Annotated in this window: 14 protein-coding genes; 2 read left to right on the top strand and 12 right to left on the bottom strand. The window is 61.9% G+C overall.

The genetic code is table 11. The features are described 5' to 3' along the window. Position 1: 1 nt before the first annotated feature. The 11 genes from F7R06_RS02010 to F7R06_RS01960 form a co-directional block, all read right to left on the bottom strand. The gene (locus tag F7R06_RS02010; protein WP_090322008.1) at positions 2–1609 is read right to left on the bottom strand and encodes a 5-guanidino-2-oxopentanoate decarboxylase; all 1608 of its coding nucleotides are present in this window, start codon (positions 1607–1609) and stop codon (positions 2–4) included. Between the two features lie 10 nt (positions 1610–1619). Continuing rightward, the gene (locus F7R06_RS02005) at positions 1620–3719 is read right to left on the bottom strand and encodes an acetate--CoA ligase family protein (RefSeq protein ID WP_090322010.1); all 2100 of its coding nucleotides are present in this window, start codon (positions 3717–3719) and stop codon (positions 1620–1622) included. A gap of 18 nt (positions 3720–3737) precedes the next feature. Continuing rightward, positions 3738–4898 carry an acyl-CoA dehydrogenase family protein gene (locus F7R06_RS02000; protein WP_090322013.1) on the bottom strand — a complete coding sequence of 387 codons (1161 nt, stop codon included), beginning with the start codon at positions 4896–4898 and terminating at the stop codon, positions 3738–3740. A 46-nt stretch (positions 4899–4944) separates the two neighbouring features. Next, positions 4945–5736 carry an enoyl-CoA hydratase/isomerase family protein gene (locus F7R06_RS01995; RefSeq protein WP_090322016.1) on the bottom strand — a complete coding sequence of 264 codons (792 nt, stop codon included), beginning with the start codon at positions 5734–5736 and terminating at the stop codon, positions 4945–4947. Between the two features lie 349 nt (positions 5737–6085). After that, positions 6086–7498: an amino acid permease gene (locus F7R06_RS01990; RefSeq protein WP_090322018.1), complete on the bottom strand. Its 1413-nt coding sequence runs from the start codon at positions 7496–7498 to the stop codon at positions 6086–6088. Positions 7499–7707: 209 nt separating this feature from the next. Continuing rightward, positions 7708–9969, bottom strand: coding sequence for an ATP-binding protein (locus tag F7R06_RS01985; protein WP_090322023.1), 2262 nt, complete (start codon positions 9967–9969; stop codon positions 7708–7710). After that, complete coding sequence (locus F7R06_RS01980; RefSeq protein WP_090327328.1) at positions 9966–10739, bottom strand: substrate-binding periplasmic protein; 774 nt, start codon at positions 10737–10739, stop codon at positions 9966–9968. The genes F7R06_RS01985 and F7R06_RS01980 overlap by 4 nt, the downstream gene beginning before the upstream one ends. Positions 10740–10744: 5 nt before the next feature. Beyond that, positions 10745–11461 carry a response regulator gene (locus F7R06_RS01975; RefSeq protein WP_047529264.1) on the bottom strand — a complete coding sequence of 239 codons (717 nt, stop codon included), beginning with the start codon at positions 11459–11461 and terminating at the stop codon, positions 10745–10747. 93 nt (positions 11462–11554) lie between these two features. Beyond that, positions 11555–12202, bottom strand: a complete 648-nt coding sequence (locus F7R06_RS01970) for a TetR family transcriptional regulator C-terminal domain-containing protein (RefSeq protein WP_090322027.1) — start codon at positions 12200–12202, stop codon at positions 11555–11557. A 300-nt stretch (positions 12203–12502) separates the two neighbouring features. Beyond that, complete coding sequence (locus F7R06_RS01965) at positions 12503–13297, bottom strand: class II aldolase/adducin family protein (protein WP_090322031.1); 795 nt, start codon at positions 13295–13297, stop codon at positions 12503–12505. A gap of 74 nt (positions 13298–13371) precedes the next feature. Then, positions 13372–14421, bottom strand: coding sequence for an ABC transporter substrate-binding protein (locus F7R06_RS01960; protein ID WP_090322034.1), 1050 nt, complete (start codon positions 14419–14421; stop codon positions 13372–13374). A 314-nt stretch (positions 14422–14735) separates the two neighbouring features. On the opposite strand from F7R06_RS01960, the gene F7R06_RS01955 reads away from it, so the two are divergent. Together F7R06_RS01955 and F7R06_RS01950 are read left to right on the top strand one after the other, a co-directional pair. Continuing rightward, on the top strand, positions 14736–16697 hold the full coding sequence (locus F7R06_RS01955; protein WP_090322037.1) for an oxidoreductase: 1962 nt from the start codon (positions 14736–14738) through the stop codon (positions 16695–16697). Positions 16698–16799: 102 nt separating this feature from the next. Next, a complete protein-coding gene (locus tag F7R06_RS01950; RefSeq protein WP_047529274.1) occupies positions 16800–17396 on the top strand; it encodes a helix-turn-helix domain-containing protein in 597 nt (198 codons plus the stop codon). Here F7R06_RS01950 and F7R06_RS01945 read toward each other — a convergent pair. Beyond that, positions 17393–18325 carry a helix-turn-helix domain-containing protein gene (locus F7R06_RS01945; RefSeq protein ID WP_090322040.1) on the bottom strand — a complete coding sequence of 311 codons (933 nt, stop codon included), beginning with the start codon at positions 18323–18325 and terminating at the stop codon, positions 17393–17395. The two genes, F7R06_RS01950 and F7R06_RS01945, sit on opposite strands and share 4 nt — an antisense overlap. Between the last annotated feature and the right edge of the window lie 141 nt (positions 18326–18466).

The raw sequence follows: 18466 nt of genomic DNA, 5'->3' as shown, positions 1-18466 counted from the left end.
ATCAGCGAACGCAGGCATGCTTGAGTTCGATCAGGGTGACACCGTTGCGATTGAAGCCGTGGCGCAGGTCGGTTTGCAGTTCCGCAAGGTTCTGCGGCTGCGTCACGGTGCAGCCGAAGGCGCGGCCCAGCGCGGCGAAATCCGGGTTGCGCGGCAGTACGCCGATGGGTTCGATATCCAGGCCGATCATGTCGTCGCGAATCTGCCCCAGGGCGTCGTTGTTCCACAGCAACACCACCAGTGGGCTGTCCAGCTCCTCGACAGCCGTCGCCAGTTCCTGCGCGGTGTAGAGGAAACCGCCATCCCCCACCAGCACCAGGCCCGGCCGTTGCGGTGCACCGAACTTGGCGCCGATACCGGCTGGCAAGCCGTAGCCCAGGGTGCCGTAGCCGGTCGGGTGCAACCAGCTGCGGGTGGCCGCGCTGGCGAAGGCGTAGTTGCCGGTGTATGCCAGCTGAGTCATGTCGGTGCTGATGAAGGCGTTGGCCGGCAGTTCGGCGGCAATGCGCTGCAGAATCGCCTGATGGATCGACTGCAACGGGCCATGGCCGGCCTGGATGGCTTCACGCAATGCCGCGACTTTGGCAATCGCGGCACCGGCGTCGCGGACATCCGGCGACAGGCGTTCCAGTACGGCGGCCAAGGTCTGCTGTGCATCACCGTGCAACGCCACGGCGCATGGGTAGAAGTCGTTGAACTTGCGCGGATCGATGTCCACCCGCAGCAGTTCGGCGTTGAGTGGCAGGCGTTCGCGCCAGAAATCGGTGTCGGCCATTTCCGTACCGACCGCCAGTACCACGTCGGCTTCGGCGATCAGGTTCCAGCCTGGTTCCACGCACAGCGACGAGCCGGCATTCAACGGAGCGTCCGGTGGCAGCAAGCCTTTACCGGCGACGCTGGTGAACAGCGGCGCGGCCAGTCGGGTGCTCAGTTCGGCCAGTTCTTGTGCGGCATTCAGCGCGCCACCACCGGCGATGATCATTGGCCGTTTGGCGCCGTGCAGCCTGTCGACCGCCTCGTCCAGTGCGAAAGCGGCTGGCGTACCGCGACCGGGGCGACGCACTACGTCATTGCTCCAGTCGCGAGCGACCGGTGCCGACAGCACGTCCAGCGGCACCGAGATGTGCACCGGGCGCGGACGCTCACTGTCGAACACCGCGTAGGCGCGGGCAATCAGTTCCGGCAGGTCTTCGGCGGTCAGCGCCACCGCCGAGAACGCGGTGATAGGCGCGGTCATGGCGCGCTGGTCCTGGCACTCGTGCAGGCTGCCCCAGCCCTTGCCGAGGCTGGCGCTGTGGTTGACGCTGGAAATCACCAGCATCGGAATCGAGTCAGCGTAGGCCTGGCCGATACCGGTGGCGGCGTTGGTCACGCCAGGACCGGTGATGATGAAGCAGACGCCGGGTTTACCGCTGACCCGGGCGTAGCCGTCGGCCATGAAACTGGCGCCCTGTTCATGCCGGGTCAGCACATGACGAATGCCGCTGCCAGGCAAGCCGCGATACAGCTCCAGGGTATGGACGCCGGGAATGCCGAATACGGTGTCGACGCCATAATTGGCCAGCAGACGCACCAGCGCCTGGCCACCGGTCAAGGTTTTGCTTTGCATGTTCAGTTCCTCATTCATGGCCGAGGCGAATCAACGCGTCGACGGCAGTCGTGCCCTGGGCACCGACCAACAATGGGTTCACATCGAGTTCGAGCAATTGCGCGGCGTTTTCGCAGGCGTAGTCGGCCACGGCACGGATCGCCGCGACCAGCGCGTCAAGATCCGCCGCTTCGCGACCACGGAAGCCTTGCAGCAATGCCGCGCTGCGCAGGCTCAGCAACGCCTGGCGAATGGCCCCGTCAGTGGTCGGCAGCAACAGGCTGCGACTGTCCTTGAGCAGTTCCACCAGAATGCCGCCAGCGCCAATCACCAGCGCCAGGCCGAAGTCGTTTTCACGCTTGATGCCGACAATCAGTTCGGCCAGTGGCGGCCTGGCCATTGGTTCCAACAGCAACTGATCGAATGCCACGCCCGGTGCGTACGCGGCAATGCTCGCGCGCATTTTTTCCAGTGCCGCGCTCAGGGCCACGTCGTCCTTGAGGTTCAGCGCCACGGCGCCGGCCTCGGTTTTGTGCGGCAATTGGGCGCTGACGGCTTTGAGCACCAGCGGATAACCCAGGGCTTTGGCATCTTGCAGTGCCCGGTCCGGGGCGCTCAGTACGCCGTTGGGGGTAGGCAGGCCGAATTCGCGCAAGGCCTGCTTGGCGTCCCATTCGTTGAGTAAACGGCCTTCGCCTTGCAGGGCTTGCGGGCACAGCGGCACCAGCGCCGATTCACCGAGGGCCAACAGGGCCTCACGGTTGCGCTGGTAATTGGCAATGCGTCCCCAAGCCGCCAGGCCGTCTTCAACACCCTGCAATGCCGCGACGCCCTGCTCATGCAGACGCTCGCGAGCGTGGGCCGGCAGCAACTCGGGGAAAGCCGAGGTGACGAAACCGGTTTTGCCGTGGCGCACCAGCGCCTTGCAGTACAGGTCCAGCAGCAGGTCACATTCCTTGCGTTCGCCGGTGAACTCGGACGGGTAGTCGAGGACCAGCATCGCGGCATCGGCTTCAGTGCGCAGGGCGCTGTCGAGCATGCGGTTCAGTGCCTCGCCATCGCCCCAGATCGCCGTGGTGAAATCCAGAGGGTTGACCAGGTTGGCGTAGCTGGGCAGTACTTGCGCCAGCTCGCCGGTTTGACCCGCGTCGAGCTTGGGCAGCGCCAGTTCATTGCGCTCGGCGTAGTCGGCGATCAGCCCGGCGTCGCCCCCGGAACAGGCCAGCGCGATCAGGCTGTTGCCCGCCGGCAGGTTGCCGCAGGCGGCGGCTTTCAGGGTTTCGACAAAGCTCACCGGGCCGCTGACGCGGATCACGCCGAGACGTGCGAACAGCGCGTCGTACAGCGCATCGGAGCCGGACAGCGAACTGGTGTGACTCAGGGCCAGCTCGGCACCGATCTGCGACACGCCGGTCTTCAAGGCAATGATCGGCACGCCCTTTTCCAGCGCCTTGTGCGCAGCGCGGGCGAAACCCGGTACGTTCTTCAAACCCTCTAGGTGCAGACCGATGGCGGTAACCCGTGGCTCATCGAGCAGCACATCCATCAACTCGGCCACCCCCAATTGCGCCTGATTGCCCACCGAGGCCATGTAGGCCACGGGCAGCGAACGGTCACTCATGGACAGGTTGTAGGCAAAGTTGCCGCTCTGGGTCAGCACCGCCACGCCCTTCTCCACCGCTTTGCCGCCATGGGCCACCGGCCACAGCGCGCAGCTGTGCAGGTAATCGAGCAGGCCGTAGCAGTTGGGGCCGAGCAAGGCCATGTCACCAGCGGCTTCGAGCAGTTGCTGTTGCAGGGCCTGGCCTTCAGCGCCGGTTTCGGCAAAACCCGAGGCGTAGCAGATGGCGCCGCCGGTACCGATGGCGGCCAGTTCGGCCACGCAGGTCAGGGTCAGGTCGCGGTTGGTCGCAATGAACACCGCGTCCGGGCCGCACGGCAGGTCGGCCACGCTGCGCACACACGGCACGCCTTCGAGGTTCTCGTGCTGCGGATTGATCAGCCACATCTGCCCTGGGTAACCGCCCTCGGCGCAACGCTTGAGGGCGCGGGCCATGCTGCGGCCGCCAACGAACGCCACGTGGCGCGGCGCGAGCATGCGTTTGAGGTTGTCACGAATAGTCTGGGACATAAGTATTCTCCGGACCGATCAGCGCAGCAGCGGCCGCAGCAGCTCGCGGGAAATGATGTGGCGCTGGATTTCCGAGGTGCCTTCCCAGATCCGTTCGATCCGCGCGTTACGCCAGATGCGCTCCACCGGACCTTCGTCCATCAGGCCCATGCCGCCGAAAATCTGCACCGCTTCATCGGCGGTCCGCCCCAGTACCTCGCTGGCAAACAGCTTGGCCATGCCGGCCTCGCCATCGGTCATGGTGCCCTGGTCCATTTTCCACGCGGTGTGCAGGGTCAGCAGTTCGGCCGCGCGAATTTGCGTGGCCATGTCCGCCAACTTGAACGAAACGCCTTGGTAGGTACCGATAGGCTGGCCGAACTGCTTGCGGTCCGCCGCCCATTGCAGCGAGACGTCGAGTGCCCGTTGCGCCTGGCCGACGCAGTTGGCCGCCACCATTACCCGTCCGGCGGTCAGCCAGGCGTTGGCCACGTCCCAGCCCTTGCCGACTTCACCGAGTACCTTGGAGGCCGGTACGCGGCAGTCGTCAAAGAACATTTCGAAGGTGTGATAACCACGGTTGCTCACGCACTTGGGACCACGGCGGATGGTCATGCCCGGCGTATTGCGGTCGACCAGGAACGAGGTCACGGCGTTGCGTTTCTTGCCGTTGTGCTCGTAGGTGTCGGTGACGGCGAAGACGATGGCGAAATCGGCGTGGCCGGCGTGGCTGATGAAGTGCTTGCTGCCATTGAGGACGAAGTCGTCACCGTCGCGCACGGCGCGGGTCTTGATCGCGTTGGCATCGGACCCGGCGCCCGGCTCGGTCAGGGCGAAGCAGTCGATCTTCTCGCCCTGGATGCACGGCAACAGGTAATCGTTGATCTGATCGCCAGTGCAGGCCATGAGGATCTTGGATGGCCGCGCGACGAACACGTGCAGCGCCCAGGAGACCTTCGACAGTTCACGCTCGATCAGCGCCTGGGACAAGTAGTCCAGACCGCCACCACCGACCTCTTCGGGCATGTTGAAGGCGTAGAAACCCGCGGCAATGGCCTTGCCGCGAATCTGCGCGGCGAGCTCCGGGGAGACTTCGTCGGCGCGATCGACTTCGGTTTCATAGGGCAGCAGTTCCTTCTCGACGAAGCTGCGTACCGAGTCCACCAACATTTCTTGTTCTTGGGTCAGTTGGAAATTCATGGGTGCTACCTGTGTTCGTTTGCAAAGAGTGGTGGGTGAGGCGGGCTTAGCGACCGATAAAGCGTGCCGGGCGTTTTTCCATGGCGGCGCGCAGCGCTTCGCTGCCGTCTTCGCTGCGCCCACAGAGCAGGCCGGCGGCCAGTTCCGCTTGCAGTTGCTCGGGCAGGCTGCGGTCGGCACCTTCGCGCATGAGTTTTTTGGTCTGGGCAAACGCAAAGGTCGGCCCCACAGCCAGGCGTGTGGCGAGTTCGCCGGCCACGGCCTGCAATTGATCGTCGGCGCACACTTCGCTGACCAGGCCCGCCGCGAGGGCGCGGTCGGCGCCCCACAGTTCGTCGAGGAACAACAGGCGCTTGGCCTGCTCGGCACCGATCAGGCGTGGCAGGTGCCAACTGGCGCCGGCGTCCGGCGAGTAGGCCATGCTGGTGTAGCCGGCCTTGAAGCGTGCCGACTGCCCGGCGATGCGCAGGTCGCAGCACAGGGTCAGGTCCATCCCGGCGCCAACGGCGGTGCCGTTGATGGCGGCGATGGTCGGCTTTTCCAGGCCGTACAAGCGGGTCATCAGGGCATGAGCAGTTTCGGTCCAGCCGTAGGTTTCCAGCGCGCCACGGGCTTCGGCTTCGGCCCATTCATCGAGGTCGGCACCGGCGCAGAAGCTGCGACCGCTACCGGTCAATACCACCACGCGTACCGCTGGATCAGCGTTGTATGTGTCGAGCAAGGCGTGAAGGTTTTTCAGCGTCGGGATGTCCAGCGCATTGCGCTGAGCCGTGCGATTGAGGGTGATCCAGGCAACGCCTGCTTCGACCTGACTGAGCAGAGAATCGTGAGTAGTCATGCGGGTCCTCGAATTGTTTTGTTTGTCGTGAGGTGTTGCGACTTGGAGCCATACTAAACGAGTGTTCAGTAAGCCGGCAATCGGCGAAGAAATGGGCTGTAACAAGCCATAAAACTCGTTATCTTATTGTTTTTACTAGGTTTTACTCCTATCGATGGGGAGTGAGTGGAACCGTTGTTACAACTTCGAACAACTGCCTGTGGCCTCCCAACCAAGTCGCACAACGCAAAACAACTGTGGGAGCGAGCTTGCTCGCGATGACGGCAGGACATTCAACATCGCTGTTGACTGCCGCACCGCTATCGCGAGCAATCTCGCTCCCACAGGGGGTTGTGCTTGAGTGAATGAATTAAACGCTCGGCAAACTCGGTGCCAGCACTGCCTCGCGGTTGCGATGGAACAGGAAGTACGCGCCATAGCACAGGGCGATAAAGCCGAAGCCCCAGTACAGGGATGGACGCTGGGTTTCATCCAGGGCCAGGAACACGAACAGCGAGCAGCACAAGGTGATGCACATCAGCGGCAGTACCGGGAACCACGGGGCGCGGTATTTCAGGTCGCTGAGTTTGCCGCCGTCGCGCAGGTAGGCCTTGCGGAACTTGTATTGCGCCAAAGCAATGACAATCCAGGTCACGGTGCCGGACATGCCGCTCACCGCCATCAGCACCATGAACAAGGTGTCGGCCGCGATGAAACTGGTCAGCAGCGACACCAGCGCAAAGCACAGGGTGATGCTCAACGCGCGCAACGGCACGCCACGCTTGCTCAGCGGCGATAGACTTTTCGGCGCCATGCCGGTTTTCGACATCGCCCAGAGGATGCGGGTCGAGGCATACAGGCCGGAGTTACCCACCGACAGAATCGCCGTGAGGATCACGAAGTTCATCAGGTCAGCGGCATAGGGGATGCCGACCATGTCGAACACCTGCACAAACGGACTTTCCATCAGGCCCGCCTGCTGCCACGGCACGATGGCCGAGAGCACGATAATCGCCAGCACGTAGAAAATCAGCACGCGGAACACCACGTTGCGCACGGCGCGCGGGATGCTCTTTTCCGGCTGGTCGGTTTCGCCTGCGGCCACGCCCATGATCTCGCAGCCCTGGAAGGCGTAGACCACAGTCATCATCACCGCGAACACGGCGGACAGGCCGTTGGGGAACAGCGAGTCGCCGATCAGGTTGTTCATCATCGGTGCAGGTGCGCCGCTGCTCAGCGGCATCACGCCGAAGATCACCAGCACACCGACCACGATAAAGCCGAGAATTGCCGCGACCTTGATCCCCGAGAACCAGTATTCAGCCTCACCGAAGGCGCGGGTGGCCATGGCGTTGATGCCGAACAGCACCACCACGAACAGCGCCGACCAGTACCAGATTGGCACCGCCGGGAACCAGCGCGTCATCAACATGCCGGCGGCGGTGAACTCCAGGCCCACGGTGGTGGCCCAGCTCATCCAGTACACCCAGCCGATCATGAAGCCGGTGGCCGGACCGATGAACTTGGTGGCGTGGGTCTGGAACGAACCGGACACCGGCATCTGCACGGACAACTCGCCCAGGCAGACCATCACCAGGTACATCAGGAAGCCGGCGACCAGGTAGGCCAGAATCGCCCCCACCGGACCGCCTTGATTAATGGTGACGCCAGAGCCCATGAACAGCCCGGTGCCAATCACGCCCCCCAGGGAGAGCATGAAAATGTGCCGGCTTTTCAGGGCACGGGTCAGTTGGATGCCTTTACGGTCGATGTTTTCACTCATGTCGGCACCCTCAGCAATCGGTGAGGGGCGCGGCGCATGACAGGATGTCGTGGCGCGGGGAAGAATCAGCTTTACGGCAATTCATTATTATTATCTCCAATAAGCTTCGAAGACCGCGCTGCGGCGGTTGCGTCGATTATTGGAAAGCCATGTAAGGTCGCGTTGTACGTATGGATCGAAGTTGTAGAAAGTCGTAACAAAAATGTACGTCAGCTCTGCAACAGGCGTTCCAGCGCCTGTAGTGCGTGCTTGCAGTGCTCATTGAGCGCAGGCGCCAACTGCCCGATAGCCAATTGATCGTTGATCAGGGCCGTCTCTTCCAGTGATCTCAGGACGCCGGCCAAGTCACGAAAACCCAGGGAGTCGGCGCTTCCCGCCAAACGATGGGCCAGGTGTGCGATTTCAGTGAAGTCATCGGCTTCAATCGCTTCGCGCAGCGCCTCGTGGTGTTGCAGAATCGAGTCGCGCAGCACCGCCAGCAACCCCTGCACTTTTTGCTCGCCGAGCAAGTTACGGTGGGTTTGCAGCAGCGGCCAGTCGATGGCGCCCTCTTCCAGCAGCGGCTTGGGCGTCATCAACTGCCCGCTCATGACCTTGCGCAGCGTGTCCAGATTCAGCGGCTTGGCCAGCACGCCATCCATACCGGCATCCAGATACCCGCGAACCAGCGCCGGTTGCACGCTGGCTGTGAGGGCAAAAATGCGCGCGGTACGATTCGGCCCATCGGCACTGCGGATCTGTTTGCACAACTCGACACCAGTCATGCCCGGCAGATGCACATCCAGCAGTATCAGATCGAACCGCTGCGCGGCGCATTGCGCCAATGCCTGCTCACCTTCTTCGGCCAGCCACACCTGGTGGCCGTCCCGTTGCAGCAACCCCTGGACCACTTCGCGATTGAGCACCACATCCTCAACCACCAGCACCTTCAATGCCGGACCTGTCACCTTGATCGGTATGGGTGCGGTGACGCCTGCAGCGGGTTGCAACGTCAACTCGAACCAGAAGCAACTGCCCCGCCCCACTTCACTGGTGACGCCGATGCTGCCACCCATTTGCTCAACCAGGTGTTTACAGATCGCCAGTCCTAACCCGGTGCCGCCGAAGCGCTGCGCCACTTCTTCGCTGGCCTGGGTGAAGCGCTCGAAAATCCGCGCCTGCATCGGCGGGGCAATGCCGATGCCGTTGTCGGTGACACTCACCCGCAGACGATCGCCGCCAGTCTCTCCAGACTGCGCGAGCAACGCCACTTCGACACTGACCTCACCACACTCGGTGAACTTGATCGCGTTGGCCAACAGGTTGCTCAACACCTGCCGCAAGAATTGCTCGGCACCGTGGTGATACTCGGCGATTCGCTGATCGACCCGACACTGCAGGAGGGTGTCGTTATCCAGCGCCTTGGGCTCGAGCAACGTCAGCACCTCATCGATCAATTGGCGAATCGAGAAGTCCACCGGCTCGGGCAGGCTGGCGCCCTCCTCCAGTTTGGCGAAAAACAGCACTTCATTGAGGATGGTCAGCAATCCTTCGCCAGCCTTGTGCAAGGCCTCCAGACGTTTGCCGTCCTGCGGATCGAGGCTGGCGCCGCGCAACAACTCGGCCATACCGAGGATGCCGTTGAGGGGTGTGCGCAACTCATGACTCATGGTCGCCAGGAACCGTGACTTTGCCAGGTTAGCCGCTTCCGCTTCGTCCTTGGCGCGCATCAGGCTGGCAGTGCGTCGCTCGACCATCTTCAGCAACTCGTCGCGGTTGTCCTGCAAGGCCAGCCGATCGCTTTCACGGCGGTCGATGTCGCTGAGGATCGCCCGGCGCATGTCGTCGAGGGCGTGGGCCACGGTGTCGATTTCGTCTTTGTGGACACTGCGCCGCTTGTGCAGGCGCAGCGGCTCATGCCATTCGCCGGCGGCAATACGCCGGGCGAACTCTGCCATGACTTGCAGGTGCCGGGTGACCAGACGGTAAAACAACCAGGACAGCGCAATCGCAAGACCGCAGAGGAACGCCCCCATCCACAACAGGCTGGTCAGCCCGGTGGCATACAGGCGCTGATACACCGCGCCCAGATCGGTGCTGACTTCCAGTTCACCCAAGTGCCGTAAAGGCCCGGACGGCGGTTGGTAGTCCAGGGCAAAACGTTCGACGCGCAACGGCCCGAGCGGATCCGGGTTGCCTTGCAGCAGGTCGAAGTCCGGGCTGCTCAAGTGCACCCGCGCGACGTCGGAGAAGTCCACCAAGCCGCGCAACTGCACATTCAATTGCTCCTGGTTCAGATCCCACAGGCTGCGCTCCAGGCTTGCCAGATAGCCGGCGCGGATCAGCTCCATGCGCGAGTCGATGTCGCGCATTTCCCGACGATATTCGATGTACAGCTGAACGGTACTGGCGAGCACCGTGAAGCACAGGCTGAACAACAGAATGAACAGCAACAGACGCCGCAACAGGCCACCGGGACGTGGGCGAATCATTGTTCGTTCACCGGCAGGTTGATCATGTCGCGGTAAGTGACTTCGCTTTCATCGAGCAGGCGCTCGATGTCGCCAGCATCGACCATGCGCTGCAGTTGCGCATTGATCTGCGGCATCTGACTGGCCAACGGCGAGCGACGGGAAACCGCGACCCGCAGGTAGTCGACGCTCAGGGCCTTGGGCAACGCGACGATGTCCTGGGCGCCCGCCAGACTTTCGATGTAGAGCTGGCCGGTACGGCGCTCCTGGGTGATGAAATCGATGCGCCCGCGAATCAGCTTGCCGAAGTTCTGTCGGCTGTCGGAGACCCATTCTATGTTGTCGTTTTGCGCAACCATGCGATCAAATTCCACGCCGTAACTTTCACCGAACAGCAAGCCGCCACGGTAATGGGCCAGGTCTTCCAGGCGTTCGAACTGCACCGGATGTTGGCGATTGATGAACAACGCGACCTCTTCGCGCAGTACTGGCACCGTGGAAAACAGCATGCTTTGTTGCCGTTGCGCGGTGCTGTAGGCCAGCACCACGTCGACCCGGCCTTCGGCGGCATCGAGCAGGCAGCGTTTCCAGTTGCCCAGCACCACGGTCTCGACCTCGTAGCCCAGCTCACCGAACAGCTTTTTCACCACACTCGGCGCCAGGCCACGGACCTGCTTGCCATCGCTCCAGGAAATCGGCGGGTAGACCGGATAATCGCAGTAGCGGACTTTTTCCGCGGCCAGGGCGTTGCCCGCCACCAGCGCCAACAGCAACCAGAGCAGTCGCCCCACGGCCGTCACGCCGCCAGGCTGGCAGTGAACAGGTAACCGGCGCCGTGGATGGTGATGATCAACTGCGGCTCGGCCGGGTCGTCGTGCAGTTTGCGGCGCAAGCGACCGACCAGCACGTCTATGGAGCGGTCGTTGGGCACCCATTCGCGGTTGCGGATCTGATCCATCAACTGGTCGCGGCTCAGGGTGTGGCCGCTGTTGCGCAGGAACACGCTGAGCAATTGGTACTCGCCGTGGGTCAGCAGGGTTTCGCTGCCGGAAGGATCGATCAGGCGCCGGCGATCGGTGTCCAGCGACCAGTCGGCGAACTGTTTGACGGGCTTGGCCACAGCCGCAACAGGCTGGGGCGTCTGCGCATGACGAACCCGGCGTATCAGGTTTTTCGCCCGGGACACCAGCTCCCGTGGATTGAGAGGTTTAATCACGTAGTCATCGGCACCGCATTCCAGGCCGACGATGCGGTCGATTTCATCGTTGCGCCCGGTGATCAGGATGATCCCGACTTCCGAACGCACCCGCAGTTCACGGGTCAGGGTCAGGCCGTCCTTGCCGGGCAAGCGGATATCGAGCATGACCAGGTCTACGGCCTGGCTGGCCAGAAAGGTTTCGGCCAGTTCCGCCGTGGCGGCGCAATGAACCTCGTAGCCTTCCTGGGACAGGTAGGCGTGCAACAGTTCGCGAATCAGCGGATCGTCATCGACGATCAGTACCCGTGGCGTCATGACTGGGGTGTCCTGCCTGTGCCCGAAGGCGCATTTCTTATTAGAGTGTTTTTGTACATCAGCGCCAGAGAGTAGCCATTGCTGAACGACTGATCAACAGTTGCTCGTCTGTACGCAAAAGCGCTGCCGTCCACCGGCCTGCAAACCATCGACCCAGGCCTCGCAAATCTGGATGCCCTGCTCCGGGGTGAAGGTGCCGGGATTGAGTCCGGACTCCAGCCACAGACCGTCGAGCAAGGCACTGAGGCTGATCGCAGCAAGATCGCCATCGAAGTTTTCCCAGCCTTCTTCCTGCGCCAGTTCCATCAGCACCTTGCGCAAAATGGCACGGTACTCGCCATAGGAATGATCGTGGGCCTGGTTGATCGCCTCGGCGGTTTTCACCGCGCCCCAGAACGCGAGCCAGGCGTCAATGAGTTGCGGGTCGAGCAATTCGGCGGAAAACGAACCGCGGAAAAACGCCGACAAGCGTTCGCGAGCATTGGGTGCAGCCTGTTCCATCGCATCGCGCAGCAGGGTCATGACCCGTCCGGTGATCGCCATGTAGGCCTCGGCCACCAGTTCGTCCTTGCCCGAGTAGTGATGGCTGATCAGCCCCACCGAAACCCCGGCCTCGGCGGAAATCTTGCGGATCGAGGCACCCTGAAAACCGTGGCGCTTGAGGCACACCAGCGTCGCCTCGATCAGATTGGCCTTGCGCAACTCCGGTTCCATGCGGGAAAAACGGGCTTCCTGATTCATGGGTGACATGCTCCTGGATTCAATCAAGGGGGCTCGCGCTACGCCTGCAAGCTGAACGACTGTACAACAAGAGACTGTCATGTCTCCAGTCTGGTGTAAGCCTGTGTCCTTGTGGGGGCTGGTTTGCCGGCGAAGGCGTCAGCACATTCAACCTCTACGTTGCCTGACATACCGCCATTGCGAGCAGGCTCGCTTGTACAGTGTTTTTCGGGCGTTCACACATTCCGCGAACTACCACCAAACCCTATGGGAGCGCGGCTTGCCCGCGATGGCGTCATCCCTATCAACAGAAAATCCGAATCAATCCCGATACCCCGGAGCCACCCGTTCCAGCAAGCGCAACAACGCCGCCCAGGCCAACTGCATGGCATCCGGATCGTTCAATTCACCTTCATCCAGCGCTCGGCCAGGGTCATTGAACTGACGCTCGGTGTGCTCACAGACTTCAGCCGGCGGCAGCACCAACTCACCGGCCGCCTGCGCGGCCAGTTGGATTTCGCAGGCTTTTTCCAGGTAATACATGCGCAGAAACGCCTGACTTACGGTTTCGCCGACCGTCAGCAAGCCATGGTTGCGCAGCATCAATACCGGCTTGTCCCCCATGTCTGCCACCAGTCGCTCTTGCTCACTCAAATCCAGCGCCACGCCTTCGTAGTCGTGATAAGCAACCCGACCATAGAACTCCATGGAAATCTGATTCACCGGCAGCAAGCCGCCCTTCAACGCGGCCACCGCGCAGCCGGATTTGGTGTGGGTATGCAGCACGCATTGGGCATCTTCACGGGCACCATGAATCGCGCTGTGTATCACAAAACCGGCCGGGTTCACTGGGTACGGCGACGGCTCCACCGCATTCCCGTTCAAATCGATTTTCACCAGATTGGACGCGGTGATCTCATCGAACATCAACCCATACGGATTGATCAGAAAATGATGTTCCGGCCCGGGGATACGCACCGAAATGTGGGTAAAGATCAGATCAGTCATGCGGTAATGCGCAATCAAGCGGTAACAGGCGGCCAGTTCTTCACGCAGGCGCTGTTCGGTAGCGCTGCGCGCAGGTGCGGCAGTCAGGTGGGTCGCGATTTCGTTCATTGTTGTGGTTCTCCAGGCGGGTCGGCTGCGCAGACAGTAAGGCTGGACGTGCATGAACGTCCAGCCACTGGCCGTTATTTACTGGCCCAGGCGTTAAAACGCTCTTCCAGCTCCTCACCATGGTCAACCCAGAAGCCGACGTCCATCGAGAGCGCCCCCTTGAGGTTCTGCGGCGCCGTGGGCACCCATTGCGCCAGCTTGTCATCCAGGCGAGCGGCAGCCTCGGTGTTGGTCGGCCCATAGGGAATCTGTTTGACGTAATTGACCTGGGCGTCCGGCTGGTTGGCGAAGGCGATAAAACGCTTGGCCTGATCGACGTGTTTCGACCCCTTGATGATCGCCCAGTAGTCCATGCCGTACAGGCTGCCGGGCCACACCAGCCCCAGATGACTGCCGGTTTGCGCGGCGGCAGCGATGCGTCCGCTGTAGGTCGAGGTCATCACCACATCGCTGGCAGTCAGCCATTGCGGTGGTTGAGCGCCGGCCTCCCACCATTGGATGTAGGGTTTGAGCTGATTCAGTTTGGCGAACGCCCGATCCACGCCCTGGGGCGTATTGAGCACCTTGTACACGTCCTCGACTTTCACCCCGTCGGCCAGCAAGGCGAACTCCAGGTTGTACACCGCACGTTTGCGCAAGCCGCGCTTGCCGGGGATTTTCTGCACGTCCCAGAAATCCGCCCATGAAGTCGGGGCCTGGGCCAGTTTGTCGGTGTCGTAGGCAATCGCCACGCTCCACACCAGCGCAGCCGAACCGCACTCCTGCGCGGCTTCGGGGATCAATTGATCGGCATGGCCCAGGCGGGTCCAGTCCAGGCGCTCATACATGCCCTCCTCGCAGCCACGCATCAGGTCCGGACCTTCGATCTGCACCACGTCCCAATCGACGTTACCGGTGTCGACCATGACTTTGATTTTGGCCATCTCTCCGTTGTATTCGCTCTGGATCACCTTGCTTTGATCCATCGCGCTGAACGGTTGGAAGAACGCCACATCCTGGGCTTTTTGTCCGGCGCCGCCGTAACCGACCACCACCATGTCCGATGCCGCCTGAGCGCTGCCCAGGCCCATGGCCATGGACAACACCAAGGGATAAAAACCGTGCTTGAGCATTTGCGATTTCATCAATGGTTCCTCGTGCAGGTGCCCGCCGAACTCAAGTCGGTGTGGCCCTTTTTTATTGTTGTGAGGTTCGCCCCAAGATGCGGGTGCCATTTCAAGCTACTGCAATGGCCAGTAAAAAAACAAGTTGATTTTTTACTACAGGTAAATTTCTATAGACCAAAATAACAACACCAAAACCAAATGCCTCTGTAGGAGCGAGCCTGCTCGCGATGGACGTTAACGCTAGCGCGTGTTGTCTGGATGAACGCGTCGTCCTCAAGTCCATCGCAAGCAAGCTCGCTCCTACAGGTCAGACTGCCCGGAGTACCCGCACCATGCCGAGCCCGACCCCAGCCTTCGCACACCTGTTCGAACCCTTGCAGATCCGTGGCAAGCGCCTGAAAAACCGCATCATGTCCAGCGGGCACGACACCTCGATGCCCACCGACAACCTGGTCAACGAACAGTTGATCGCCTATCACCGGGCGCGGGCCGAGGGCGGCGTCGGGCTGATCGTGTTGCAGGTGGCCGGCGTGCATGACAGCGCGCGTTATACCTCCCATGTGCTGATGGCCACCGATGACGCCTGCATCGACGGCTACCGGAAAATCGCGCAAACCTGCCATGCCCACGGCACCGTGGTGTTGTCCCAGGTATTTCATCCGGGGCGGGAAATCATGGAATCCAGCGATGGCTTGCTGGCCGTGGCCTACTCCGCCTCGGCGGCGCCCAACGAGCGGTTCCGGGTCATGCCGCGTGCACTCGATCAGGGGATGATCAACGAGATCGTCGCCGGTTACGCCGCCGCGGCAAGGCGCCTGCATCAGGCCGGTATCGATGGCGTGGAAGTGGTCGCCAGCCACGGCTACCTGCCGGCGCAATTCATCAACCCACGGGTCAATCGCCGCACCGATGGCTACAACGGTGATCTGGAACAACGCCTGCGCTTCCTGCGTGAAGTGATTGCCGCTATTCGCGCCAGCACCGACGAGCAATTCATCGTCGGCTTGCGCATTTCCGCGGACGAGCGCGACCCCGAAGGGCTGACCGAAGACGAATCCCTGGCCGCCGTGCAATCGCTGCAAGCGCAACTGGATTACGTGCACATCGTCGCCGGCACTTCGGCCTCGCTCGGTGGTGCGGTGCATATCGTGCCGCCGATGGCGATCGAGGCCGCCTACCTGGCCAGGGAAGCGGGCACCTTCAAGGCGGGTTTGGATATCCCGTTGTTCGTCACCGGGCGCATCAATCAGCCCCAGGAAGCCGAGCTGATTCTGGCCCGTGGTCAGGCTGACGTGTGCGGCATGACCCGCGCCCTGATCTGTGACCCGCAAATGCCCAACAAGACCGATGCCGGCCGCGCTGAAGACGTGCGCGCCTGCATCGCCTGCAATCAGGCGTGCATCGGCCACTTCCACAAGGGCTTGCCGATTTCCTGCATCCAGCACCCGGAAACCGGTCGTGAGTTGATCTTCGCCGAGCGCCGACCCGCGAGCACGCGCAAACGCATCATGATTGCCGGTGGAGGCCCGGCCGGGATGAAAGCCGCTGCGGTTGCCGCTCAACGCGGGCATGAGGTGACGCTGTATGAAGCCAGCGCGCAATTGGGCGGTCAGGTGTTGCTGGCGCAGTTGCTGCCACGGCGCAGCGAGTTCGGCGGCGCCAGCACCAATTTGCAACGGGAAATGGAACTGGCTGGCGTGCGCGTGGTGCGCAACACCCGGGTTGACCGCGCCTTGGTTGAACGGGAAAAACCGCACATGGTCATCATCGCCACCGGGGCCGAGCCCTACTGGCCGCACTTCGAACGCGGTGGCGAATTGCAGGTGGTGGATGCCTGGCAGGTATTGCGTGATGAGGTGCAGATTGGCCGGTCGGTGGTGGTGGTCGACTGGCGTTGCGACTGGATCGGCCCAGGCGTTGCCGAGCGTCTGACCCGTGCCGGGCATCAGGTGCAACTGGCAGTCAATGGCACCCATTGCGGGGAAAACCTGCCGCTGTACGTACGTGATCAAATGGCCGGCGAGCTGCACAAACTGGGGATTGCCATCACCCCTTACGCCCGCTTGTACGGCTGCGATGACAACACTGTCTACCTGCAACACACCGCCAGCGGCGAACCGATGCTGATGGAAAACATCGACACCCTGGTGCTGTGCCAGGGCCATCAGCCGGTGGATACCCTGGGCGCCGAACTGCAGGGCCTGGTTGAATTCCGGCGCATCGGCGACTGCCTGGCACCGAGAACGGCCGAAGAAGCGATTTATGAGGGCCTGAAAGTCGCGTGGGAGCTTTGAGGCTGTTTATACTCCGGGGCTTTGACTCTCAATGACTGCTCTTTGCAGGAGCGAGCCCGCTCCTACAGGGGGCAGAGCGTAGCCACCGGCTCGGGATCGACCATGAGCAACAGCACCACGCCACAACCCGCCACCGGCAGCGCCGAACCGCATTTTCTCGGCACGCGGATACGCGGCCTGCGCAAGCGCCGGGGCATGACCCTGGCGGAACTGGCGCAACAAAGCGAGTTGACCGCCGGCTACATCAGCCAGCTGGAGCGCAACCTCGCTTACCCGTCGATTCCTGCGTTGTTCAATATCGCCCGCAGCCTGGGCGTGACCATCCAGTGGTTCTTCGCCAGCGAAGCGGTCACCGCTCCCGAGGACGACGGCATTGTCGTGCGCAAGAACAGTCGTCTGAGCGTGCACTACGAAGACGGGATCATTGACCAGTTGCTGACCCCACAGCCCAGTCAGCACCTGGAAATGCTGCATTCGCGTTTCCCTCCGGGCACCTACAGCCAACAAAGCTACAGCCACGACGGTGAAGAAGCGGGTTACCTGCTATCGGGGCGTTTCGAGTTGTGGGTCGGCGAGCGCTACTTTCAGCTCAACGAAGGAGACAGTTTCAGCTTCTCCAGCCAGGAGCCACACCGCTACGGCAACCCTGGCGATGTCGATGCGGTGGTGATCTGGGTGATCACCCCGCCGACCTTCTAACGGCGCCCGCGGCCAGTCGGCTGCGCGGTACTCACACGTTTGAGGGTGTCGCTCGGCAACTCCTTGAACAGCGCGCGATAGCTGCTGGAAAACCGCCCCAGATGCCAGAACGACCAGTGCATCGCCACTTCGGCGACGGTGGTTTGCGACGGCGTGCTGATCAGCAACTCCCGGCGGGCGCTGTTGAGGCGACGCAGGCGCAGCCATTGGGTCGGCGCCATACCGGTGAATGTCTTGAATGCATGCTGCAACTGGCGCAGTGAAACCCCTGCAACCTGGGACAGCTCAAGCAGATTGAGGTGTTCTTCGGGCGTATCCGCCGCCCATTCCCCTACTCGCTTCATGATCGCCCGCTCCCCCGCCCGGCGCTGCAAGGCGCCCTGGTCCAGGCACACGCAGGCGTTGTCGAGGATGAACAGGCAATCGTCGAGCAACTGCTGGGTCAGCGCCTCGCGACTGGGCGGATCGAAAGTCTGCGACAACCGGGTCAAGGTGCCGCTGAGCCAGCGACTGAACAGCGCATTCTGCTGTGAATTGAGCGGGGCCATGAACAACCCTTCGAGCCTGGCCACATCCAGCGCGTGACGCTGCACGAACTCCGGCCCGAACACCACGGCGATTTCCTGGTAGTTCTCCGGGGTGATCCAGATGTTGCGACTTTCACCATTGAGCACATACAGCGCGTTGTCGCTGCGATCGAAACAGAACGCCAGCGACCCTTGCGGCGCACTGAAATTCTGCTCGACCCGGGTGTTCATGTGTTCCTCGTAAATCTCCACGCCTTGCAGGTCGAGATAGCGCACCAGACCGGCGAAATGCCCCGGCGACATCTGTTGGTAATGCTGGACCCAACCCGGTGTGGCGCGGATTTGCTCGGCCACGTCGGCGGTGTTGAACGCTTGAACCTGTAACGGATTACACACTGTCATGGGATGACCTGGCGCACTCTTTTGGTGCGCTTTGTGCTGCTTAAAGTGGATAGATGGAAGCGCAAGGCTCGCCCAAGATAGTCGTCAACGCGCTACAGGGGAAGTGTCCGAAAGATGAAATCGGCTTCTCCTGGCGTTAAT

The sequence above is a fragment of the Pseudomonas moorei genome (genome assembly GCF_008801475.1).
Classification (GTDB): Bacteria; Pseudomonadota; Gammaproteobacteria; order Pseudomonadales; family Pseudomonadaceae; genus Aquipseudomonas; species Aquipseudomonas moorei.
This window is presented reverse-complemented; position numbering and strand designations above follow the sequence as displayed.

Bases quoted from the DNA above. Each gene is read 5' to 3' on its own strand.
- F7R06_RS02010 (WP_090322008.1), bottom strand. From the start codon at position 1,609: ATGCAAAGCAAAACCTTGACCGGTGGCCAGGCGCTGGTGCGTCTGCTG.
- F7R06_RS02005 (WP_090322010.1), bottom strand. From the start codon at position 3,719: ATGTCCCAGACTATTCGTGACAACCTCAAACGCATGCTCGCGCCGCGC.
- F7R06_RS02000 (WP_090322013.1), bottom strand. From the start codon at position 4,898: ATGAATTTCCAACTGACCCAAGAACAAGAAATGTTGGTGGACTCGGTA.
- F7R06_RS01995 (WP_090322016.1), bottom strand. From the start codon at position 5,736: ATGACTACTCACGATTCTCTGCTCAGTCAGGTCGAAGCAGGCGTTGCC.
- F7R06_RS01990 (WP_090322018.1), bottom strand. From the start codon at position 7,498: ATGAGTGAAAACATCGACCGTAAAGGCATCCAACTGACCCGTGCCCTG.
- F7R06_RS01985 (WP_090322023.1), bottom strand. From the start codon at position 9,969: ATGATTCGCCCACGTCCCGGTGGCCTGTTGCGGCGTCTGTTGCTGTTC.
- F7R06_RS01975 (WP_047529264.1), bottom strand. From the start codon at position 11,461: ATGACGCCACGGGTACTGATCGTCGATGACGATCCGCTGATTCGCGAA.
- F7R06_RS01970 (WP_090322027.1), bottom strand. From the start codon at position 12,202: ATGAATCAGGAAGCCCGTTTTTCCCGCATGGAACCGGAGTTGCGCAAG.
- F7R06_RS01965 (WP_090322031.1), bottom strand. From the start codon at position 13,297: ATGAACGAAATCGCGACCCACCTGACTGCCGCACCTGCGCGCAGCGCT.
- F7R06_RS01960 (WP_090322034.1), bottom strand. From the start codon at position 14,421: ATGAAATCGCAAATGCTCAAGCACGGTTTTTATCCCTTGGTGTTGTCC.
- F7R06_RS01955 (WP_090322037.1), top strand. From the start codon at position 14,736: ATGCCGAGCCCGACCCCAGCCTTCGCACACCTGTTCGAACCCTTGCAG.
- F7R06_RS01950 (WP_047529274.1), top strand. From the start codon at position 16,800: ATGAGCAACAGCACCACGCCACAACCCGCCACCGGCAGCGCCGAACCG.
- F7R06_RS01945 (WP_090322040.1), bottom strand. From the start codon at position 18,325: ATGACAGTGTGTAATCCGTTACAGGTTCAAGCGTTCAACACCGCCGAC.